We start from the raw sequence: 23,574 nt of genomic DNA, 5'->3' as shown, positions 1-23,574 counted from the left end.
CGTGCTCAGGCGGCCGCGGACGCGGCGGCGTCGATCACCTGGCCGTCACAGACCCGGATCGTGCGTTGGCAGCGTTCGGCGACTTGCGGGGCATGGGTCACCACTATCAGGGTGCGGCCCTTGGCATGGATGCGCGCGAATACGTCCAGCACCTCGTCGGAGGTCTTCGAGTCGAGGTTTCCGGTCGGCTCGTCGGCCAAGATGATCTCGGGCTCGCCGACGATGGCGCGGGCGATCGCCACGCGCTGGCGTTCGCCGCCGGACAATTCGTCGGGGCGGTGCGCGCCGCGATGGGCCATGCCGACTTCTTCCAGCGCAGCCAGGGCGCGGCGCCCGGCGGCGGCACGCGCTTCGCCGCGATAACGCAGCGGCAGCATCACGTTCTCCAGCGCCGAGCAATTGCCGAGCAGATGAAAACTCTGGAACACGAAGCCGATGGTGCGATTGCGGAAACCCGACAGGGCCGCATCGTCCTGGCGCTGCACCGGCGCGCCGTGGATGCGGATCTCGCCGGCATCCGGCGTGTCGAGAAAACCGATGATGTTCAACAAAGTCGACTTGCCCGAACCCGAGGCGCCCATCACCGCGACGTACTCGTGTTGGGCCACGTGCAGGTCGACCCCGCGCAGCACCGGCACTTCGGTCGCACCGAGGCGATAACTCTTGCGGATGCCGCTGAGCTCAACCGCGTTCATACGAGATCACCCGCACCCGGGTGCCCGGTTTCAAGGACGGTTGGCCGCTCGCCGGCACCACGACCAGGTCGTCGGCATCGAGCCCGCCACGGATTTCCTGATGGGTCTCGTTGACGTCGCCCAGGCGCACGCGGCGCAGGCTGGCGACGCCGTCGCGCACCACCAACACCGCGCCGCTGGCGCCCTGCCCGACTTCGGTGCTCAACTCGACCGGATCGTCGCGCAGCGCGGCGATGGGCACGGTCAACACCGGCGCGGCCTTGCGGCTGGGAAACTCGACTCGACAAGTCATGCCAGTGCGCAAACTCGCGCGGCGGGTGTTGCGGATCTCGATCAGTACCTCGTAGTTCGCCGCACCGGCTGCCGGCGCGCCGCTGCCGGTGGTCGAACGCGCCGGCGCCATCGACACCGAACGCACCGTGCCCGGCAAGGGCGTCTCGTCGAAAGCCGGCACCACCACGTTGGCGACGGCGCCGGGGCGGATCTTCCAGACGTCGTACTCGCCGAGCTTGGCGGTGGCGACCAGCACGCTGGTGTCGGCGATACGCGCGACGGTCGAGCCGCTGAAGCTCAAGGCGCTCGGCACCGCGGTTTCGCCGGCGGATACGTCGATCGACAACACCGTGCCGTCGATCGGCGAACGCAAGATGGATTTGTGCAGGCTGTCCTGCACCTCGTCGACCAAGGCGCGCTGGTTCTGGATGCGCGCATGGCCTTCGCGATAAGCCGCATCGGCCTGGCGGTACGCCGCCTCGGCCTCGTCCAGGCCTTCCTCGCTGACCAATTGCTGCTTGCGCAACGCGGTGAACCTGCGCAGCTTGGCCGCGGCCAGTTCGCGGCTGGCGCGCTTGACTTCGAGCGAAGCCATCTCGCCGTCGCGCCCGGCCTCGCGCTGGGCCAACTGCGCCTGGTACTGCTGCGAACGCAGCTTCATCAACGGCTGCCCGCGCTTGACCTCGTCGCCCTGGCGCACGTAGATCTCCTCGACCGCGCCGAGCACTTCCGAGGTCATCGCCAGCTCGTTGCGATACGACAAGGTGCCGTCGGCGAAGACCGTGGTCGGCAAGGCGTCCAACGCCGGCTTCACGACCGCCACCGGCGCCACCGAGGCGACGGTGTTGCGCACCATCAACAAGCCGACCGCCAGCACCCCCACCGACACCGCGCCGACAGCAAACGCGAGGCGTCGCGGGCGCCGCTCACGCATAGACGGGACGTTCATGACGTTGTCCTCCTTGCGCGATCCGGCCCAGGTCGTGGACGCGATCGCCCGGCTGGATCCATTGGGTACGGTGGGTGACGATGATCTTCATGCCCGGCCACAGCCGCAGATGGCGCAGGATCGCGCCTTCGGTGGCGGCGTCGATGTCGCTGGTGAATTCGTCCAGGAGCATGATCGGTGCGTGGCTGTACAGCAGGCGCGCCAGGGCGATGCGCTGGCACTGGCCCGACGACAGGCTCTGCCCGACCGCGACCACCGGCGTGCTATAAGCCAGCGGCCAGGCGACGATCTCGTCGTGGATACAGGCCGCGCGCGCGCAGCGTTCGATGCGCTCGACATCGGCCTGCGGGTCGAACATCGCGATGTTCTCGGCGACGGTGCCAGCGAACAAGGCCGGATGCTGGTTGAGATAGGCCACCGAGGCCGCGGCGGCCCCGGTTCCGCCGCCGCGTTCGCCGTGGACGCGCACCTGGATGCTGCCGGCATCGGGCAACAGCAGTCCACCGATCAGCTTGAGCAAGGTGCTCTTGCCGCAGCCCGAAGGCCCGACGATGACGTTGAGGCCACGGTCGTCGAAATTCGCCGACACGTCCTCCAGCACCGGCGTGCCGGTGCCGAGATAGGAAAAGCCGACGCCGCTGACCGCGACCTGGCTCGGCCCGGCCCACGGCGGCGCCTGCGCATCGGTGGCGGGTGCGGCATCTTCGAGGCTCATCAGGCCCTGGATCGACTCGATGCGGTCGGCATTGATCCGCACCACCACCAGTTGCATGAAGAACATCTGGATCGCACGTACCGACGGTCCGGTCCAACCGAGCAGGAAGTAGCAATAGAACGCGGTCTGGTCGGACAGGTCGATGCTCGGGAAGGCTACGAACAACAGCAACAAGGCCGCGATCGGCACGACCTTGTCCTGATAGGCGTACAAGGCCTCGAACACGGCGTTGAGTTTGCCGCGCGCCTCCAACCACTTCTGGTGCTCGCCGAAGCGGTCCATCAGCCGGTCGGCGAACACCTGTTCCTTGCGGTTGACCTTGACGTCGACCGCCATGGTCAGGGTTTCGGCCAGGGTGCTGTAGTAGCCGGAATACGCCAGCACCTCGCCGCCGGTGAGGCGCAGCAGGCGCTTCCAGCACAGGATCAACACCACCGTCGACAGCAGGGTCAGGGCGAGGAACAGCAAGGCCACCGGCGCGCTCTGGAAGGCCAGCACGGCCAGGGTCGCCATCAACACGCCGGAATCGAGGATCAGCCCGGTGATGCGCGCCGACAGGAAATCGCGCACGCCCGACACCGAGTTGACCCGCGCGATCAGATCGCCGGCCGGCAACAGCGAGAAGATCCGCAGCGGCAGCTTCAACAGGCGGTCGACGAACCGGGTGATCAGCGATCTGTCCAAACGCAACTGGATCAACAACGACACTCGCGCGCGCATCCAGTGTGCGACCACGAAGGCGAGCGACAACACCAGCAAGCCCATGCCGAGACCGGTCGCGCTGCCGCTGCCGCCGTAGGCCAGGAAGGTCACCGCCCGGCTCAGCAGCCAGGGGAAAGAAATAGTCGTGGCGACGGTCAGCGCGATCACGCTGAGCAGGAACAGCCACAGCGACCAGTTCTCGCCCAGAAATTCTTTGAACAGCTGTCCCAGCGGCGAGGTCGAGACCTGCGAGCGCGCGGTTTCGTCGCGTTCGGCGCAGATGAATACGCCGCTCCACATCGCCTCGAATTCGGCGTGGGCCATGCGGCTCTCGCCGGTGGCCGGGTCCAGCACCGCCACGGTCTTGTCGTCGACCGCGCCGACCACGACGAAATGCTCGTGCCGCAGATGCACGATGGCCGGCAAGGCGGCGTGCCGCAGCGCCTGCACGGTGCCGTCGGTGGCCCGCAGCGCCTTGGGTTTGACCCCGCACATGCGCAACACGTCGAGCATTTCCTTGGCCGACATGCCGCGCTGGCTGACCGGATAACGCGCCGCCAGCGCCAGCATCGGCATGCGCAAGCCCAGGCCCGACAGCAGCATCGAGATGCAGGCGTGGCCGCAATCGGCGGCCGAGGTCTGGCTGACGAACTTGGTTTTCGTGGTACCGCGCCGCGATGGCTTGTTCACGCGCTGTCCGTCCAGGCAAGACGCCCCGAGATTGGGAAGCAGCGGACCTTGCAAGCGAGTTCCGGCAACGCACGGGCAAGCATCGGCGACACGCGCCCGCCGGCACACGCGACGCGCGTGTTCGCGCCCCGTCCGACGATGCGTGCACAACCCGACGCACGATGCCTGAAGCACCGCTGCGGGATTCGCTGTAAGGGCCGTACTTGAAAGGAGCCGCCCGTTACCGCCAGGCGGCTCCGGTTAACGGATCAGCAGTGGCCGACACATACCGAGTGGCCGTTGGAACAGCCGCACTCGCCAGTGAACGAACAAAGCCAACCGCAACCGCATACCACGGGTTTGCCACCGAACAAGGCTTCGAGATTGTCGTCCGAGAGTTCCTCGGCGAACGGCACGGCAGTCGTACTTGGATCCTGGACGAGATCGTGTTGCTGCAACATGGGGAAGTCCTCAGATTTGACCACCAGCGATGCGCTGAGTGGGTCGATGCCCCCTGACTTTCGACGTTGCACTTGTTATCACGATGCATCGAGCGGTTCCGTGGTCCGCGTCAAGATTCGTTTCGTATCGAACCCGGCCTCTTCGTTGCGGCTTGCACGCATGGCATTTGGCTATTTTTTTCGCATTGCGAAAACGGCATAACGAACCGTTGAATCGTGAACTCGACACGATTCCGCGCGGACTTGGCGGTCGATCGGACGCGTTCGCCAGCGATCATTGCAAACACGACCGTTCAACGCCGATGCGAGCACGCGTCGTTCCATCCATCGTTGAATACTCACCCGTCCGGTAACCAGGCGAGCGCGTCGCGATGCAGACGCTATCGACGCAGAACCAGCAGCCGCGCACGCGCACAGCGCCGACCCACTGCGGCGCTGATCGAGGCAGAGCGGTCAGCCGACGTTGCTGAAGATGCTGGTCACCGGCGCGATATTGCCGGCGTACGGCACCTCGACACCGGCGGCCTTGCCGACGGTCGCCCAGATCCGTTGCATGTCGACGAAACGCTTGCCGATCACCGGGTTGCCGGTGTGATGGTCGCGATCGGCCTGTCCGGTAATCTTGAGATAGCGCCCTTGGCCGTCGCCGCTCTTGAGCAGGCCCGAAGCCCCGCCCAGCATCACCAAGGGCATGTCGAGCATGTGCTCCGGCGCCCCATCGGCCATCTCGCTGGTGAAGATCACCAACGTGTGTTGCAGCAGGTTGTCACTCGGCACGTCCGGGTCGGCGTGTTTGGCCAACTCGTCGAGGAACAGTTTGACTTGGCGCGTATACCACTGCCGCGTGCCTTTCCACGGACCCTCGCCGGTATAGCGATGGGCGCAATCGTGCGGATTGCGGTCGTTGGTGACGTCGAGGATGTTCAACGACTCGGCCGAGCGGCCGACTTGAATCGTCGCCACCCGCACCACGCCGCAGGCCAGTGCGGTCGCGACGACCTGATGGTGAGCGGCCTGGACCTGGTTGCGGAACTCGGCCGAGTTGATCGGGTTGTGTTCCGGCCGCTGCGGATCGCATTCGAGCGGCGGCCGGGTGTCTTCGAGATCCTTGACCACTTTGTTGACCGCGTCGAGGTGGGTGGCGAGCTTCTCGCGTTGCGAACCGGCCAGTCGCGCGTTCAATTCCTGGATGTCGGCGAACACCGGAGCGAACACATCCTTGCTGCGGACTTGCTGGCCCCGGCCGGACCTCGCGGCGGATCGGAAAATGCTTTCGAACAGCAGCCCGGGGTCGTTCTGCGGAATGCGCATGCGGTTGTCGATCCACGAGACGTCCCAATGGGTGCCGTCGATACCGGCATGGGGGCCCGCGAATACCGCGCCGAGCGATGGGTCGGTGCCGGGCATCGCCGCGGCGAGCAGATTGTCGATCGAGGTCTTGCTCTCGGCGGAATCGCGCAGCACCCATTTCCAGCCGCTGTGGCCGACGTTGGCCGGCCCGAGGATGGTGCCGCGCAGGTACAGCGATTGATGACGGTAGGCCTCCAGCTCGCGGCTGACCTCGCCGAGGGTGAAGTCGCCGGTATCGTCGCCCTGCGCGTCCGGATGCCACAGACCGCGGCCGTCGCCGAACCCGCCGCCGGTGAACGAATCCACGGCCAGGCCGTCGGGCGTGACGAAGAACACCACCTTCAGGTTCGGCGCTTGGGTCTCGCCGCTTACGGCCATGCGCGCCAGACCGTACAGGCTCAAGGGCGCGAGCACGCCGGCGGCGGTCAGGCCGGCAAGGAAACGACGGCGATGCTTGAGAATGTCCATGGTCAATCCCGCTCTTTCTTGTAGAGGGTGGCGTTCGAGGTAGCCAATTCGTGCAGCATCTTGCGCAGCGATCCGGAACTCTTCAGCTCGTCGCCCATCGCCTTGATGGTGCCCGCGGTCAAGGCGTCGGAATGGTTGCCGAACGCATAGCGGAAATAGCTGTCGGCCATGCAGGTCAATGCGGTCGAGTTTCCGGGTATGAACCTGGCGATGTCGCGCACGTCCTTGATCTGCGCCCACTCGCCGTGGCCGACGTTGTCGACGAAGGGGCCAGCGGCATTGATGTCGACGTCCACTGGGAACAGTTCGTGGTTGTAGGCGCGTTCCTTGAGCCGATAGCGCCCGGCGGCGTCGTAGTGCTCCATCGACGCGCCGGTGTCGTTCATGAACTGATGGCACTGCCAGCAACGGCCGCCGGAGGCATGCTCGCCATTGACCAGGTCCCAGCGTTCGCGCGTGGTGATCGGGCGGTTCGGGAAGGTCGGCGTTTCCGGGTCGGCTTCCACTGGCTCGCCGAACTCGCGGCACAGCAGTTGCTCACGGATCATGATGCCGCGCTTCACCAGCGAAGTCGCCATATAGTCCGAGGTCGCCGCCTGGGTCAGGCCGTGATGCAGCAGGCCGCCGCGCTTCTCATCCACCTCGACCTTGCGCATCGCCTCGCCGGAGACGCCGGCGATACCGTAGTGCTGGGCCAGGGTGTGGTTTAGGAAGGTGTAGCGCGGATCGAATAACTCGGTCATCGTGCTTTCGCCGTCCAACAGCACGTGGCGCACGAACGCCGACTGCTCTTCGCGCATGGCCTGGATCACCGGGTCGCTCAGGCCCGGTTTTTCCTGCAGGTCGCCGGCAGTCTTGGTGTAGTGACGGATGAAACGGACGAACTGCGCGACCCCGCGATCGGTCGCGATCATCGCCGCGGCCTCCGCGCCGATCTGCTCCGGCGTCGACAGCCCTCCCGCTTCGGCCTTCTGCAACAATTCCAGGCTGGGCGTGGTGCCGAGGAAGGTGAACGACAGCGCCGTCGCCACTTCGCTCGGGGTGAGCTTGTAGGCGTTGATCCGGCCATAGCTGTCGTTGCCCAGCTCGGAGCGATAGAGGAAGTGCGGCGACAACAACATGCCCGCGACCATGTCCTGAAGGCCGTGCGCATCGAGCAAGGCGGTGTAGCGCTCGACTTCCTGCGCCGTCATCGGGCGACGGAACAGCTTGTGGCCCAGCTCGCCGACGAAGGATGCGGCCTGGGCTGTCTTGCGATAGCCCAGCGACTGCGGTTCGACCTGCCCGGCCACTTCCAGCGCTGCATCGTAATAGCGCTTGACGTCTTCGGCCTGGAGGACGCCGAGGTCGGCTTCGCCGGGATACTTGAATTGCTTGGCGGATTTGTCGGCAGGCAGTTTGGCCGGGTTGATCGTCACCCCGAACAGATCTCGCACGCTGTTGGCGTATTCGTTCGGCGTCAACTGGCGGATCTGGCGCTTGCCGAACGGGGTCTGCGGCCGCAGATACACGCTCCACACGGTGTCGAACAGGTAATCGGAGATCGACCCGGCGCAGACGCCGTCGCAATGCCCCTCGATGTTCATGCTCTGGATCTTCTTGACCAAGGCAACGCGGCCGGCCTCGTCCCAGTTATGCGCCTTGTTCGGGTCGTCGAAGTATTTGGAGTCGTGGCAGCCGCTGCAACTGCTCTCCAATACGGCCAGGCCGAGGTTGGCCTCATAGACATAGCTCATCGCAGGCAGGTCGATGCGCTCGCTCTCTTCGTTGACGTCCACGCCATGCATGCTCGGCTGTGGGCGATAGGTGGGGTAATAGGGATAGACCACCCGGTGCTTGCCGTAGTCGAGCATGACCTCCACCTGGCCGCCCCAGGGCACCGATACCTCGCGCACCGCCTCCTTGGCATCGATCAACTTGACCACCCAATGTTCGCGGGCCGCCCCGCCGGGCTTGGCCGGCGCATGGATCGTCATCGGCACTTCGATGTGTTCGGGGCGCTCCCAATACGTCAGGTCGATGGTGTGAGTCGGTTGCCCGGCCGAGAGGGTGAAACGATTCGTGCGCTTGATCGGAATCCAGTTACCGACGTCGTTGAGCCGCACCTGGTAATCGCCATAGGCCAAGCCGGCGATCGGCATGGATTCGCTGCCCCAGGCCGCATGGAACAGGCGCTTGTGGCCGAGTGCATCGATCAGATGCCCGCTGACCCGCTCGTCGGCGATATCCGGCGAAGGCGCCGGAGCGGGCGTGAGCGTCAATGCCGTGGCCGGCACCAGTGCCGGGTCGTAGGGGCGGATCCGGTAGATCGCCCCGGCCACGTCATCGGACACCAGCAGGCTGTGATCGGGCAGTTCCAGGAAATCCACCGGACGGCCGATGCAACCTCCCCGCAGACAGTTCGGGTCCGCGTTCGCGCGATCCTGCAGCCAACCATCGACCAACGGGATTTCATGGATCACCTTGCCGTTCTTGATCGTCAGCATGCGCAGCTGCAGGCCGGGCTCATCGCTGGTGCCGAGGGCATGGGTCGCCACCAACAAGCGTTGTGTCCCGGCCGGCGGTGGATAGCCGCTCCAGAACTTGACCCCCAGCGGCGCGGAGTTGGAAGCGATTTCGAAGGCCGGCGGGGTGTAGCGCGAAACATCGATCTGCCCCAAAGGGATGTCCGACAGCCGCAAGCCCTCCAGCCATTTACCGTCGTTGGCCGACCTGGGGTTTTTCTCTTCCTCGGCGGTGAAGCCGAGCGTGCTCCGGCCGAACACGTAGGGCACGCCGAAGTGTTCGTCGTCCTTGCCGATGCGATTGACTTCTTCCGAGTTGGGGAAGAGTTGGCGGTTGTTGTCGCTGAACCAGATCTCTCCGCTGGCCGGGTTCCAATCGAACCCCAGCGAGTTGCGCACGCCCTTGGCGACGATGGTCGCCCGCTTGGTGGCCAGGTCGTAACGCAGGATGGTGCCGTAGCGCGGGTCCGCCGGCACCATGCACAGATTGCAGGGGATGCCGACCGCGGTGTACAGCCCCTTGTCGTTGGCATCGTGCGGGTTGAATCGCAACGGGTGCTTCTGATGCCAATAGAGCCAGTCGACCGTGACGTCGACGGGGGGCAAGGGAAACGGCGTGTCGCCGCCCGGCAACTTCAACAGCAGTTCCGGCTTTGCCTCTGCGTAACTGTTGTCCGCATCCGGAACACGATAGATCGCATCGGCGGTGGAATAGAACAAGCTGCCGTCGCGATAGGCGACGCCATGCGGCTCCAACTGGCCCGATGCGACGACGTGGACACTCGTGGGTTTTCCCGAAGCGCCGTCCAAGGGCAAAGCGTAGATCTGCTTGGAGATCGGCGGCGGAAACACGCCCCCTACCCAACCGGAGCCGACGTAGAGTACGCCGTTGCCGAGCGCCATCTGCCTGGGCTGCGATATCCCCTCGGCGAACAGCTCGATCTTGACCCCGGGCAAGGGGCGCAGCTTGGCGACGTCCACGCGCGGCCGGTAACGCACGACGCGCGTCTGGTGCTCGCCTTCTTCGGCCTCGAACGACACCGTCATCGGCGAGTTCATCGGCGCGAAACCTTCGGCGACGTCCATGATCAACGCATAGTCGCAGCGTTTAAGTTCGTCGATCTTGAGGCTTTCGCCCCATACCGCCCGGATCGGTATGGCTTCGCTGCCGCAACGCAGAACGCCGCTCATCGTCGCCGGGTGCTTTCCGGCCGATCTGGTCCTGGAGTCGTCGCTTTCCGGCTCGGCGAATTCCACGGTCAGGCGATTGCCCTCGAACCCGCCCTCGTCGCAGGGGCCGAGGTCTTTCCAGGCCTCCGGCCAGTTCACCGCGCCGCTGTCGGCCGGCAGACCGGGGTTATAGACCTGTAACGCGCACCAGGCCCAACTGCCCGGCCCCAACGGCGCTTCCTCGTCCTTCCAACACTGGTACTGATGCCCCAGGTTGGTGACCTCCTCGCCGGCTTGGTAATTAGTACCGGCCTGGTATTGCGGAGCCGCGCAAGCGCCCGCCCCTGCCGCCCTCGCCGATCCCTTTCCTCCGGGCCCGTCGCCATCGCGCGAGCAGGCCGCGAGGGTGAGGGCGAGCACTACCGCCGCCAACGACCACGAAACCGCCTTGGATGCCTTCATGCTTCCTTTCTCCCAAACGCTAGCGATGCAAAGACGCGTCGTCAGGCCAGGCTTCGATCGGCGATGTTTTCGAGAACAGGGGCGCGCGCTTGCACGCCCCAGGATCGTGCGAGGCCAAGCCGGTTGGATACGGGGTGGGGGCGATGCTGTGCGCAACGACGGCCATGCGCAGCCGTCGCCTCGATGGTGCTTATCGATACATCGATAGGTGTTCGAATATCGCTGCGGCTAGCCGCGTTCGCAGCGCGAAACTATCAGCATGAATCGCAGGCAAACGTGATTAGCATCGTGGATTGGGCATGCGTGAGTCAGCGGCCGGTCGGTGTCGATTCGGCCGCGGTTCGATGCTCGATTCGCGGGGCGATTGCGCAGCCCGCTTCCACTACCTGGGCTGCATTACGAATGTGACCCAATAGGGAATGCGCCGGGCGCGAAGGCCGGCAATATCACATTCTTCCTCATCGCATCCACGCGATGTCCGTGGATACGACCGCGCTGGACTTACCCCGCATGGCCCAGCGCGCGGCGGGCGTGCGCTCCGCCCGCCGCCGTTCGGTTCAGACCTTCCACAACCGCCGCGCCTCCTCGGCGATGACCTCGGGGAATTCTTCCGGGAAGAACAGCTTCGCCCCGGGCACGCGGCGCACGCCGCGCGAGTTCGGAAACACGCGGTCGAGATACTCGGCGTCGCTCTGGGCGAAGACATCGTCGGCCGCCCCCCAGACCACACGTAGCGGCACCGTGCTGCGCCTGAGCTCGGCTTCGATGCCGGCCAGGGGATTCGGCTCGAAGGCGGCATGGAAGGCGTTGTACTGGGCCCGGCGCAGCGGCGTGCTCAGCAAGGGTGCGATGTAGTACTCGATGGTCTCGTCGGCGAAACCGGCGGGGTCGCGAAACACCGCCGCGCCGAAGGTCGAACGCGCCAGCGACTTGTCGGTCAGCCACTGCGCGGTCATCTCGTCGAGGGTTCCGGCGCGCGCCATCTCGACGATCGGCTTGACCTTGGCCGGCGGGCTGTCGGGTTCGACGTCGCAATTGGTCAACAGCAGGCTGCGTACGCGCCCGGGATGGCGCAACAGGAACAACTGCGCGACCGCGCCACCGCTGTCGCTGGCGACGATGTCGACCGTGCCGATCGCCAGCGAGTCGAGCAAGGACGCCAGCATCTCGGCCTGGGCGTCGGCGGCCAGCGACTGATGCTCGGGAATCTGCGAATACCCCAGCCCCATGAAGTCGGGTGCGAGGCAGCGCCGATACGGCGAAAGCCGGTCGATGGCGCCGCGCCACTGGTAGCCGTTGAGCGGCGCTCCGTGCAGGAACAAGGCCGCCTCGCCGGAACCGCGCTCGACATAGGCGACGCGACCGAAGCCGAGTTCGGCGTAGCGCCTCGCCGCGGCGAACGCGACGACGCCGGTGGCCGGCCTCGCCGCGGCGGCGGCGCGGCGAGTCGATGCCAGCGGCGCGCAGGCCCCGGCCACGCCGGCGGCGACCGCGGCTGCGGTCATCGCCATGAACTGTCTACGTTTCATTACAAAGTCTCCGTGCGACGGATGTCGTTGCGCCATGCTGGCGACGCGGCCGCAGGCGCGCGCGCACATACGGCCGACGCGCAGCACGCAGGGATGATTTTCGGCACTGTTGCGCGGCCGAGGCGCGTATGAGCATCCGCCCATGACCGACCGCCCCTCCTGCTATCCCGGCCCTTCGGCCGCGCTGCTCGCCAGTGCCGGCCCCGGCCGCGCGCCGCTGCTCGACGTGCTCAGCAAACCGGTGCCGTCGGGCCTGTTCGATTCCCCGCTGGATACCCGCCACGTGCTATGCCTGCACGAAGGCCATCCGGTGCCGGTGTCCTATCGCGTCCAGGGCCACGAGCGCCAGGGCGTGCGCATCCACGGCCAGTTCTGCGTGGTACCGGCCGGGTCGAGCACGCGCTGGATCGTGTCGAAGCCGGCGCGTTCGCTGCTGTTGCGGTTGACGCCGTCGTTGCTGCGCGAAAGCGCGGATGCGATGGGTTTGGGTGCCTACGATGCCGACCTCGCGCCGTCGATCCACATCCGCGACCCGCAGGTCGAACGCATCGGCTGGATGATGCAGGCCGAAGACAACGACGCGTATCCGGGCGGCCGCCTGTTCAGCGACAGTCTCGCCTCCGCGCTCGCGGCACGCTTGCTGGCGCTGCAATCGCGCAAGGCGCTGACAGCGGCCAAGCCCGGACGCGCCCTGCCCGCCTGGCGCCTGCGCCACGTGGTCGAGTACATCGAGGCGCACCTCGACGAGGATCTGAGCCTGGCCGAGCTGGCGAGCGTGGCCGGCTTCAGCCTGTCCCACTTCAAACCGCTGTTCAAACAGGCGGTGGGCATGCCGGTGCACCGCTTCGTGCTCGAGCGGCGCGTCGAGCGCGCACGTACGCTGTTGCTGCAAGGCGGCAAGAGCATGAGCGAGATCGCGCTCGAAGCCGGCTTCGCCCATCCCAGCCACATGGCCCGTTGCATGCGGCGCTTGCTCGGTGTGGGCCCCAGACAGATCGTGGACTCGCTGCACTGAGTGGACGGCGAGTATCGCGGGCACACCCTGCAGCCTTGTCCGGAACGCGAATACAAGCAAAAACAGCCCCGGCCAAAGCCGGGGCTGTTCGTTTTAACGGGCTGACGATGGCTAAACCTCGATCAGAACCTGATGCTCCAGCTTTCGAGCGTACCGGTGTCGCTGGCGTAATTGTCGCGCACGCGCAGCTTCCAGGTGCCGTTCAAGTCCTCGGTCGACAGATTCAGCGCCTGCGAGAGCCTGACGTCGTCGGCGCTGTCGCTGGTGTTATAGCTCTTCACCAGGTAAGTCGTACCGTCCGGCGCGACCAGGTCGATGCGCAGGTCGCCGCGGTAGCTGTGGTCGATCGCCACCGTCACCGTCGCATTGCTCGGCGCCTTGCCGGCGCGGCCGGCGACCGTGACCGGGCTTTCCAGCGTGGCGACGTCCTTGATCGCGAAGTCGGTGTCGTTGCTGTAGGTCTGCACGCCGGCAGGCGCGGCCACCGTGACCGAAGCGGTCTTGGTGTGGGTAGCCCCGGCGTTGTCGGTAACGGTCAGGCTGACGTTGTAGGTGCCGGCCGCGGCGTAGGTGCGACTGGGATTGGTCGCGGCCGACAGCGCGCTGCCGTCGCCGAAGTTCCAGCTGCGCGAGACGATGTTGCCGTCGTTGTCGGTCGAAGCATCGGTGAAGGTCACCGTCAAACCGTTGACCTGGCTGTTGAAATTCGCCACCGGATTGAGATTGCCGCCGGCCGCGCCGCCGATACGGATCGCCTCGACAATGGCCGCGTTGGCGTCGACCAGGCCGGCGCCGCAACCACCCGGGCAAGCGGCCAGAGCAATCGCACGGCTGGAGTCCTTCAAGGCCTGTTCCACCTGCGCCGGGGTCAGCGGGGCGGCGACGGCCGACTGCATCAGCGCCGCGATGCCGGCGACGTGCGGGGCGGCCATCGAGGTGCCGTGATTGAACTTGTAGTCTGCGACGCCCTGCGCTCGCAGACCGGTATTGCCGAGCGACAGAACCCCCTGCTCGAGATGATTGACGTCGCAGTAAGGTTCCCGACCGAGCGCGAGGAAGCGCAAATTCGGGCTGCAGATTTCGCCGCCCGGGGCGGAGACGTCAATGGTTCCGCCGTAGTTCGAGTAGAACGCGCGGTCGCCGTTGCGGTCGGTCGCCGCCACCGCGATCACGCGGTTGCAGTTGGCCGGAGTGAAGCCGGACACGTCGATGTTGCTGTTGCCGGCCGCGACCACGACTGTGGCGCCGGCGTCGGCGGCGCGGTCGATCGCGGCTTGATAGGCCGGGTCGCATTGCGCTGACGGGCCGCCCAGGCTCAGGTTGATGATCTCGGCGGGATTCGGGTTGTCCGGCACGCCATCGACATGCAGGCCCGCGGCCCACATGATTGCATCGGAGATGTCCACGGTGGTGCCGCCGCATCGGCCGAGCACGCGGATCGGGACCACGCGTGCGGCGTGCGCTACGCCGGCCACGCCGGCGGCGTTGTTGGTCGCCGCGCCGATGGTGCCGGCGACGTGACTGCCGTGCCAGCTGGAGTTCTTCGCTTTCGACAGGGCATTGCACTCGCGATCCAGCGCCAGCCAGTCGCCCTCGTCGTTCGGATTATTGTCCCGGCCGTCGTTGTCGCGCGAACGTACCGGGTCGGTGATGAAATCGTAGCCGGGCAACAGGTTGTTGGCGGCACTGAGCTCGGCGTGCGGGGTGATGCCGGTATCGATCACCGCGACCACGGTGCCGGCGCCGCGCGCACGGTCCCAGGCGGTGTTGATGCGCGCGCCGGCGACGCCGGAGTAGTGCCACTGCTCGCCGTAACGGGTGTCGTTCGGCTCCATCGTGTGGTTCCACACGCGGTTGACCTGCACCGACTCGACGTTCGGGTCGGCGGCCAGTTGCCGCATCAGCGTCTCGGCGTCGACCCGGTCGAGCTTGGTTTCGGCGCGCACCAGGTCGGAACCGACCGCCAGGCGTCGCACGTGCTTCATGGCGATCAGCCGGCCGGCGATCTTGGCGCGCACGGCCTCGCGCAGGGAGGACGCCACCTTGGCGGTGTCTCGGCGCTGTAGCGAGCCGTTGCGATACTTGACGATGAAGCCGTCGTAGCCTTGCGGCGCCTGCAGGCCATCCAGATGAACCTGGCCGGCGAAGGCCGGGGCGGACAAGGCGGACAAGGCCAATACCGTGGCGGCGGCCAGCGCGTTCTTGCGAATGCCGTTGTTCGTTGCAGTGGACATCTGGAACCCCTCTGAGCTAACGGAATATCGAGTCCCGGAGGACTCGCTGATGTCCGGCCTTCGTCGGCGGGCGACGCCATGAGACCGGTGTCTCAGGTGTAGTGGGATCGAGTCCCGCGCGGCTTCTAAGGAGATATCTCTTTTTCCTCATTTGTCGCGCGACGGTGGGTTTGCGCGGATGAATGGCCTTGGGCCGTGCCGTGGACGCGCGCGCAGCGGGCCGCCGCCACGGGCCGGACGAAGCTTGGGCCGCGTGACGGGGGCTTGCGCGGACAGGAGCCAATCCCCCTGCCCCCCTTTTTCAAAGGGGGGAATAGCCGAAACCGCAAACAAAACCGAAGCCGAGGCAGGGGCCGGAGCCCATGCCGCCGAAAACAAAACAGCCCCGGCCGGGGCCGGGGCTGTTTCGTCGTTACGGACTATCGGTGAGCTGTATCGATTAGAACTTGATGCTCCAGCTGTCGATCTTGCCGGTGTCGTTGGCGTAGTTGTCGCGTGCGCGCAATTTCCAGGTGCCGTTCAGAGTCTCGGTCGACAGGTTCAGGGTCACCGTACCGCGGATGTCGTTGGCGCTGTCGCTGGTGTTGTAGTTCTTCAGCAGATAGGTCGAGCCGTCCGGTGCGACCAGGTCGACGCGCACGTCGCCGCGGAAGCTGTGCTCGATCGCCACCGTCACCGTCGCGTTGCTCGGTGCATTGCCGCTGCGACCCGACACCGTGATCGGGCTTTCGGTCGTGTTGAGGTCGGTGATCGCGTAGTCGGCGGTGTTGCTGTAGGTCTGCACGCCGCCGCCCGGCGCGGTCACCGTGACCGAGGCGGTCTTGGTGTGGGTGCCGCCGGCGTTGTCGGTGACGGTCAGGCTGACGTTATAGGTACCGGCCGCCGCATACGCATGGCTGGGGTTGGTGGCGGTCGAAGCCGCAGTGCCGTCGCCGAAGTTCCAGCTGCGCGAGACGATGTTGCCGTCGCTGTCGGTCGAGCTGTCGGTGAAGGTCGCGGTCAGGCCGTTGACGGCGGAGCTGAAGTTCGCCACCGGCTTGACGTTGCCGCCCACCCCGCCCTGCGCCGCCAACACCGCGGCCGCGGCGTCGATCAGGCCGGGACCGCAGCCGCCGGGGCACTTGGCTGCGGTGATCGGGCGAGCGGTCTGGCCGAGGATCGCAAGCACTTGCGCGGTGGTCTTCGGCACCGGTGCCACGGCCTGCATCAGCGCGACCACGCCGGCGACGTGCGGCGTCGCCATCGAGGTGCCCTGCATGAAGTCGTAGCCGTTGCCGTTGACTGTCGACAGGACGCCCTGGTTGTCATGACTCCGGGCGCAGCTGGGCGCTTGCCCCAGCGGCAGGAATTCGGCCAAGGGCGAACAGGTCTCGCCGCCCGGCGCGGTGATGTCGATGCCGGCGCCGTAGCTCGAGTAGAAGGCGCGATTGCCGCCGAGGTCGCTGGCGGCGACGGTCACCACGTTGTTGCAGCTCGCCGGGGTCGCGCCGGAGACGTTGATGTTGCTGTTGCCTGCAGCCGCGACCACGATCGCGCCGGCAGCGGTGGCGCGATCGATCGCGTCCTGGTAGCTCGGGGTCTCGCTGCAGGGTTGGTCTCCGCCGAGCGAAAGGTTGATCACTTCGGCGGGATTCGCATTGGCCGGCACGCCCGGAACCGCGATGCCTGCCGCCCAAAGGATGCCGTCGACGATGTCCGAGGTTGCGCCCAGGCCGTCCTTGCCCATCGAACGAATCGGCACGACCTTCGCGCCATAAGCCACGCCGGCGACGCCGGCGGCGTTGTTGGTCAGCGCGGCGATGGTGCCGGCGACGTGGGTACCATGCTTGATGTTCGAGGAGTCGGTCGCATTGGCGTCGCGGCCGTCGCCGTCGTCGGAACGACCGCAGCCTGCGGTCGCGCCGACCGTGGCGCACTCGGCGGCGCTGTAGCCCACCGCCGAGGTGACCATGTCGTAGCCGGGCAGGATATTGGCGCTCAGATCGGTGTGCGCCAGGATGCCGCTGTCGACCACCGCCACGACCACACCGTTGCCGTTGCTGCTGTCCCAGGCGGCCGCCACGTTGGCGCCGACGGCGCTGTTGGCGTAATGCCACTGCTCGTTGTAGCGGGTATCGTTCGGTTGCATCAGCAACCGCATCGGCAGGTCGGGCTCGATCGAGACCACATTAGGGTCGGCCGCGATCTGGCGCATCAGCGCCTCCGCCTCGATCCGGCCCAGCTTGCGGTCGGCACGGACGACGTCGGCGCCGAGCGCCATACGACGGAAATGCTGAAGGCCGAACTTCTTGCCGCCGGCGCGGCTCGCCTCTATCCGGGCTACGGCCTTGCTCAGCGAGGAACTCAAGGCGGTCGTACTGGTGCGCGGCGCGCTGCCATCGCGATACTTGACGATGAACTGGCCGTACTCGCCCCCCTGCTTGAGGCCTCCCAGGTGCGCCTGCCCGGCGAATGCCGGAGCGGCCAGTGCGGACAGGGCCAACACCGTGGCGGTGGCCAATACGTTCATGCGAATGCCGTTATTCGATACAGTGGACATCTAAAGAATCCCCTCTGAGCTATCGGAATATCGAGTCCTGGGACGGACTCGCTGAATCCGGTCTTCGTCGGTGGCGGACGCTGCGAGACCGGTGTCCCAGGTGTAGTGCGCTCAGATGCCCTTTGACCTCTGACGAGAGATCACTTTTTTCTCATTTGTGCTCTGAAACGGTAGTACTGTCACATTAATAGGGCGGCGCTCCCTCGCGGAGACGCCTGCCCCCAGCGATAGGCATGCGGCAGGATGTTGCGGCCTGGCGATCGACCGCCAGCATCGACTTCGTAAAGCGGCTGAGGCTACCGATGACAGACACGCGCACGCCGCCCTGGCCCCCCGATTCGCGCTATCTGCGAACCGGCGACCTCGTGATCGACCTGCGCTACCGCCGGGTCTGTTGCGGCAGCGTCGAGGTCGAGCTGCCGCAGCGTCTGTTCGACTTGCTGGTGCTGCTGATGGCCGAGCCGCACACCCTGCATGGCCGCGCCGAGCTGTTCGCACGCCTGTGGCCGGGCCTGGTGGTCGAAGACGCCAACCTCTCGCAGAACATGTGGCTGCTGCGCAAGGCGCTCGGCGAACCGCGCAAGGCCTGGATCCGCACGGTGGCCAAGGGCGGTTACGTATTCGAACCTCCCGAACCGGTCGAATGGTTCGCCGAACTGCCGGCGCCGGCCGAACCTGCACCGGCTGTCGCAGCGTCGGCCGATACCGGCGACACCGTCGAATCGGCCGGGGCCCTCGAAGCGCGACTGGCCGAGGAACCGAGCGCACCGGCGACGGCCGCCGCGCTCGAACCTGAACCCACGTCGGAACCGGCAGTACGCCGAAGTACGTCGGCGGTGCCGCGCTGGAAGCGTTGGGCGCGTCCGCTCGCCTGGGCCGCTGCGGTACTGGCCATCGTCGCCATCGCCGGCTCGCTGCTGTGGTTGCGCGATTCCAAGTCGCCCCCCTCGTCGGCTGGCACGCTCCCGTTGACGGTGGCCCTGATCGAAGTGGAAGACCGCGCCAATGCCGCGCGCTGGCCGGTGAAGCTGTTGCGCGAATGGTTGCGTTGGAAACTCGGCAGCCTGCCGGAAGTGACGCTGCTGACCGAGGCCGACCTCGCCGCCGATGGCGAGACGAGCTCGCCGAAGGTGATCTTTCTGTCGTCCGGCGTGGCCAGCGGCGATGCCTCGCAAATACTCATCAGGGCCCGCTTCCACGACGAAGGCCAGGAACAGCGACTTGAAGTCACCGGACCGATCTCGCAGGTGCCGGCGATGGTCGACACGCTGTCGCAGCAGGTGATGGCCAAGCTCGTCCCGGGCCGCGCCGACGGCTGGCCGGCGCTGAACCTGGCTGCGCCGGCCGCGCGCCGCTACGCCGATGCGGTCGAAGCCATCGATCGGCGCGACTGGATCGCCGCGGCGGCGATCTCCAACGAAGTCGTCCGCCAGGCCCCCCGCTTCGGCCTGGCGCGCATGCAGCTGGCGCGCGCGCAATCGCGCCTGGCCCAGGCCACCGCGGCGATCGAGCAGATGCAGATCGCCATCGAGTCGACCAAGCCGGTGCCGGCCGAAGTCGAGGAATCGATGCGCGCCGAAGCCCTGGCGATGGACCCGCGGCGCCATCAGCAGGCACGCGAGGCGTTCGCGAAACTGGTCGCGCGTTATCCCGCGCAGTCGAACTACGCCCTTCAATACGCCCATTTGCTGTCGCAAACCGGCGAGCTGCAGCAGGCCTTGAAGATGCTGTCGGCGCCCGAATGGGAACGCAAGCCGATGGGTACGCGCATCGCCCGTCTGCTGCAGATCAGCGAAATCCACCAGTTGATGGGCGATCCCGAGCGCATGCGCGAATACGCGCGCAGCGCCGAGCGCATCACCCGCGAGGCCGGCGCCGGTTGGGAACTGGAACACGGCAACGCCCTGCTGATGATCGCGGTGGCCGACACCATGCAATATAAGGAGCGCGCCGACGTCGGCCAGTACGAGCAGGCGGCCCAGCGATTGGAAGCGGCCGGCAACCGCACCCGGGCGCTGTTCGCGCGCTTCCTCGCCGAAGCCACCGCCGCGCCGGACGCGGCCTCCGCCGCGCGCATGCAGACCTTGTTGGCGCAGGCCCGCGCAGGCGGCTACCGCCGTCTCGAGATCGATATCCTCGCGCGCGCCGCCGGCCAGCACTACAAGGCGGGCGACTGGCCCGGTTATCGCAAACTGCTCGAAGAAGCCTTGATGGTCACCCACGATTCCGGCGACGTGCTGATCGGCAACCGGCTCGCGATGGCCCTGCTCGTCGAGGACATCGTCGGCGCCCGCTTCGACAGCGCCGCCGAGCGCTTGCGCCAGTTGCGCAAGGCCGGCTTGCAGGGCCGCTGGGTCGTCGATCTGGCGCATTTCGAAGCGGCGCTGAGCTCGATCCACGGCCGCTACGCCTATGCCGTCGCGGTGCTGGACGGTGCCGAGCGCGAGCTGGCCAAGCTGCCGGACGGCGGCGCCGGCGAATTGCGCGCCCGCATCGCTTGCCTGCGCGCCGAGGCCCGCCTGCCGCTGGGCGATCTGCAAGCCGCGCGCAGCGACTGGTTGCGCTGCGGCGCCTCCGAGCAGCAATCCAACCAGGTCTCGCCCCTGGTCGGCCGTGCCCGCACCGAATGGCTCGGTGGCGACGAGCAAGCCGCGACAGAACTGCTGCGACATGCGCAAACCGAGCTGGCGAAGCTGGGCGATTCGCCCGAGGGCTCGGAAGCGGCGATCGAGATCGCCACGCTGTTGACGCGTACCGGCGCGCTCGCCGAATCCGATCGCCTCTACCAACGCGCCCTGCCCTTGATGCGCACGGCGCAATACCAGTGGTTGGTCGCCAGCGCCGAGACCGGCCTGGCCGAGAACGCCGCCGCACGCGGCGATTGGGCCGCCAGCCGTCGCCTAGTCGCCGATGCACGCAGCAAGATACCCGCCGATGCCTGGCCGTTGACCAGCCGCCTGGACTTGCTCGACATCGTCGCCGCCTTGGCCGGCGACGATAAGCAACGCGCGACGGCCTTGGCCTCGGCGCTGCACGCGAAAGCGCAGCGCAGCGGCGACCGCGTGACCCAGATGGAATTGCACAGCCTGATGCCGCACGGTGTGGTGGCCGCCGATTGCAGCCGCAACCATCGCGACAGCATGACCGCCAGCACCGGCATGCGCGGTGCGGGCCTGCTGTGGTTGAAGCCTAAATCGCAAGTGCTGGCGGCGGAACCGGCGCTAGAAACGCTGTCGCCTTGACCTCCAAAGCCTTCGCCGACAACGGCCAAAACAAATCCCCCGGCGCAGTTGCTCTATCCCGGCCTCGATATACGTGGGCGCCTGCCCCCTTTGTCAAAGGGGGCGAAATAACGTGTGCCTCCAAATCTTGTTCGCACAGTGCAAGGACCCCTGGGCCGCCCCTCCCGTTGGAGAGGGGCGAGCCGGTTCGCTGGAGGCCACGATGCTGCCGTCGCCCCCCATTTGGAAAATTGGGGGATGGGGGGTTGGCTCCTCGCAGCAACGGCCGAAGCAATCCCCCGGTATAACCGCTCTCCCCTTGCCGCCGTTCACGCGGGCGTCTGCCCACTTCTTCAACCCGGTCACGGCGACCGCGATCTTGCATGGTGCTGGGTGTTGCTACGTCGTACGGCGCCCTGGAACGAACAACCTCAAGCCGGAATGCCTTCGCGCTTGATCGCCGGAATCGGAATGCCGAGCGCGCGCATCTGCTGGTAGGGGTTCATGAACTCGCGGTTCTGCTTGATCTTTCCATTCTCCAGCAGGAAGGAATGGATGAAGTGGTTGCTGTAGTAGCCCGGCGGATAACCGGGGAACAGGATCTGCCCTTCGCCGTCGCACTCGACCCAGAAACGGTTCGGGTCCTGGGTCTCGAAGATCTGCACGTTCTTCCATTCCCAATCCGGGAAGCACTTCAGCGACCAGGCGCCGTGCGCCTTCAGGCCTTCGTGGCCGCGCGAAACGATGGGCTCGCCGGTGTCGTTGGTCCACAGGCCGCCGCTGCCGTCGGGCGTGAACAACAGATAGCGGGTCAGTCGCGTCTCGCCCTTGCGGCTCATATAGTCCTCGACCACCGCCCGGTGCCTGCGACGCAGATCGTCGTCGCTGCTGGCCTCGGAAGTCTTGAATGCATGTTCAATCATGATGCCGTCCTCTGTGTATGGCATGAGTCGATCGGTACAAACTGCTTGCCGGCCGGATGCCGCCGGGCCTCAGACTTTCCAGCGCGTAAGTTCGCCGCGCGCGACCACGGTCGCGCTGCCGGAGACGCGGATCGGCCCGATCTGCGCCAGCGAACCTTCGACCACCGCGTGCATGACCGAGCGGCGGCCCATCTCGACGCCCTGGCAAATCTCGATCGGCTGGCCGAAACCGAGTTGGCCGTGACGGATCAGGTGCAAGGCCAGCGGCCCCGCCGCCGAACCGGTCGCGGCGTCCTCGGCCACGCCGTAAGCCGGCGAGAACATGCGCATGCGCCATTGCGAGCCCGAGCCGGCGAAGCAGTTCGCGGCCATGTCGGGCAAGGTGGCGAGGATGCGCAGGTCGGGTTTCACCGCCGACAGCGCCGGGATGCTCGGCAAACCCACGAAGACATGGCGCGGCCCGTTGCGGTAGATCTCCACCGGCAAGGTCGACGAGGCCAGGCCGAGGCCTTCGAGCAATACATCGGCGAGTTCGTACGGTTCCCAGGCCGGAATCGGCTGCTGCATGCTCGCAGTGAGGATGCTGCCGTCGTCGCTGCGCTGGAAGGTGAAAGGCACCGTGCCCATCGCGGTTTCCAGGCCGAACCCGGCGGCATCGCATTGCTCGCCGAGCACGATGGCGGTACCGAGCGTCGGGTGGCCGGCGAACGGAAGCTCGTTGACCGGGGTGAAGATGCGCACGTGGAAATCGCCGTCGGCGCCGGGCGGGAACACGAACGTGGTCTCGGAAAGATTCATCTCCCGCGCGATGCGTTGCATGTCCGCCGCTTCCAGGCCGAACGCGTTGGTGAACACCGCGACCGGGTTGCCTTCCAGCGGCCGGTCGGTGAATACATCGGCCACTACATACTTGCCTGCCGTCATGATCAGCACATCCTTATGGTTGAAGCCTGCGATGGGTCCAGCCCGACGGCGCGGCGTCGTAGCGCAAACGGCTGTGCAGCCGGTCGTCGGAGGCCTGCCAGAACTCGACGATGGTCGGACGCAGGGCATAGCCGTGCCAGCCCTCCGGCCGCACCAGCGGAATCGCCGAGCGGGTCAGGCGCTGGGCCTGCAGACGCAGCGCCTTCTCGTCTTCCAGCAAGGCGCTCTGGCGCGACACGGTCGACATGGAATTGGCCTCGGGCGGCCGCTTGGTCCACAGCAGGTCCGACTCCGCGCCCGACAGCGGCCCGATCGGGCCTGACAACACGATCTGCTGCTTGGTCTCGCGCCAATACAACACGCCCGAGGCCCAGCCGTTGAAGGCGATTTCGCGGCCTTTCTGGCTTTTCGCATGGGTGGTGAACACCAGCGAATCGCCGGTGATCTCGAGCAGATGGACCATGCGGTTGGAGGCGCGGCCGTCGATGCCGGTGGTCGCCAGGGCCAAGGTGCCGGGATCGCGCACACGATTGTCGATGGCCTGGTTGAACCATTCGCGCAGCAGCGGGATCGGTAGCTCGGGTGGAACGTCGAAGATGGAAATCTCCATCGCCTCGGCTTGTGTGTGGTTGAGTTGACTCATGTCGGTTCGTCCGTTGAATGGGGGCTTGCGTGTTCGCATCGGGGTCCGCATCGCTGATCGCTCTGCCGATGGCCGTCGATGCCCGCGCCGAACGCCAGGCGCGGCGATTGCTCGTTTTGTTGCCGGCG

General features: G+C 66.4%; 13 protein-coding genes. 2 read left to right on the top strand and 11 right to left on the bottom strand.

Annotated features, from left to right (window positions below):
• Nucleotides 1-5: 5 nt before the first annotated feature.
• The 6 genes from ACTJJK_RS04200 to ACTJJK_RS04175 form a co-directional block, all read right to left on the bottom strand.
• Nucleotides 6-695 carry an ABC transporter ATP-binding protein gene (locus ACTJJK_RS04200; protein WP_031370567.1) on the bottom strand — a complete coding sequence of 230 codons (690 nt, stop codon included), beginning with the start codon at nt 693-695 and terminating at the stop codon, nt 6-8.
• The gene (locus ACTJJK_RS04195) at nt 682-1,917 is read right to left on the bottom strand and encodes an efflux RND transporter periplasmic adaptor subunit (protein ID WP_440729552.1); all 1,236 of its coding nucleotides are present in this window, start codon (nt 1,915-1,917) and stop codon (nt 682-684) included. Before ACTJJK_RS04195 ends, ACTJJK_RS04200 begins: the two co-directional genes overlap by 14 nt.
• Nucleotides 1,895-4,024 (bottom strand): peptidase domain-containing ABC transporter, encoded by a 2,130-nt coding sequence (locus ACTJJK_RS04190; RefSeq protein ID WP_440729551.1) that lies wholly within the window; start codon nt 4,022-4,024, stop codon nt 1,895-1,897. The genes ACTJJK_RS04195 and ACTJJK_RS04190 overlap by 23 nt, the downstream gene beginning before the upstream one ends.
• Nucleotides 4,025-4,917: 893 nt before the next feature.
• Complete coding sequence (locus tag ACTJJK_RS04185) at nt 4,918-6,282, bottom strand: DUF1552 domain-containing protein (protein WP_440729550.1); 1,365 nt, start codon at nt 6,280-6,282, stop codon at nt 4,918-4,920.
• A 2-nt stretch (nt 6,283-6,284) separates the two neighbouring features.
• Entirely contained in the window at nt 6,285-10,418 is a 4,134-nt protein-coding gene (locus tag ACTJJK_RS04180; protein ID WP_440729549.1) for a DUF1592 domain-containing protein, read from the bottom strand.
• 557 nt (nt 10,419-10,975) lie between these two features.
• Complete coding sequence (locus tag ACTJJK_RS04175) at nt 10,976-11,947, bottom strand: alpha/beta fold hydrolase (protein WP_440729548.1); 972 nt, start codon at nt 11,945-11,947, stop codon at nt 10,976-10,978.
• A 142-nt stretch (nt 11,948-12,089) separates the two neighbouring features.
• Between ACTJJK_RS04175 and ACTJJK_RS04170 the strand changes: the two genes are divergently transcribed.
• Nucleotides 12,090-12,962 (top strand): helix-turn-helix domain-containing protein, encoded by an 873-nt coding sequence (locus tag ACTJJK_RS04170; protein WP_223620577.1) that lies wholly within the window; start codon nt 12,090-12,092, stop codon nt 12,960-12,962.
• A 122-nt stretch (nt 12,963-13,084) separates the two neighbouring features.
• Here the strand turns inward: ACTJJK_RS04170 and ACTJJK_RS04165 are convergent, their stop codons facing one another.
• A complete protein-coding gene (locus ACTJJK_RS04165) occupies nt 13,085-15,196 on the bottom strand; it encodes a S8 family serine peptidase (protein WP_440729547.1) in 2,112 nt (703 codons plus the stop codon).
• A gap of 439 nt (nt 15,197-15,635) precedes the next feature.
• Nucleotides 15,636-17,735 (bottom strand): S8 family serine peptidase, encoded by a 2,100-nt coding sequence (locus ACTJJK_RS04160; protein ID WP_440729546.1) that lies wholly within the window; start codon nt 17,733-17,735, stop codon nt 15,636-15,638.
• 302 nt (nt 17,736-18,037) lie between these two features.
• On the opposite strand from ACTJJK_RS04160, the gene ACTJJK_RS04155 reads away from it, so the two are divergent.
• Nucleotides 18,038-20,977, top strand: a complete 2,940-nt coding sequence (locus tag ACTJJK_RS04155; RefSeq protein WP_440729545.1) for a winged helix-turn-helix domain-containing protein — start codon at nt 18,038-18,040, stop codon at nt 20,975-20,977.
• 410 nt (nt 20,978-21,387) lie between these two features.
• Here ACTJJK_RS04155 and ACTJJK_RS04150 read toward each other — a convergent pair whose 3' ends face one another.
• The 3 genes from ACTJJK_RS04150 to ACTJJK_RS04140 all read right to left on the bottom strand — a co-directional run bounded on the left by ACTJJK_RS04150 (nt 21,388) and on the right by ACTJJK_RS04140 (nt 23,446).
• Nucleotides 21,388-21,879 (bottom strand): PhzA/PhzB family protein, encoded by a 492-nt coding sequence (locus ACTJJK_RS04150; RefSeq protein WP_031370577.1) that lies wholly within the window; start codon nt 21,877-21,879, stop codon nt 21,388-21,390.
• A 69-nt stretch (nt 21,880-21,948) separates the two neighbouring features.
• Entirely contained in the window at nt 21,949-22,803 is an 855-nt protein-coding gene (locus tag ACTJJK_RS04145; RefSeq protein WP_031370578.1) for a PhzF family phenazine biosynthesis protein, read from the bottom strand.
• 13 nt (nt 22,804-22,816) lie between these two features.
• Nucleotides 22,817-23,446, bottom strand: coding sequence for a pyridoxal 5'-phosphate synthase (locus ACTJJK_RS04140; RefSeq protein ID WP_031370579.1), 630 nt, complete (start codon nt 23,444-23,446; stop codon nt 22,817-22,819).
• Nucleotides 23,447-23,574: the final 128 nt, after the last annotated feature.

This window comes from Lysobacter sp. 22409, from assembly GCF_052045105.1.
GTDB lineage: Bacteria > Pseudomonadota > Gammaproteobacteria > Xanthomonadales > Xanthomonadaceae > Lysobacter > Lysobacter antibioticus_B.
This window is presented reverse-complemented; position numbering and strand designations above follow the sequence as displayed.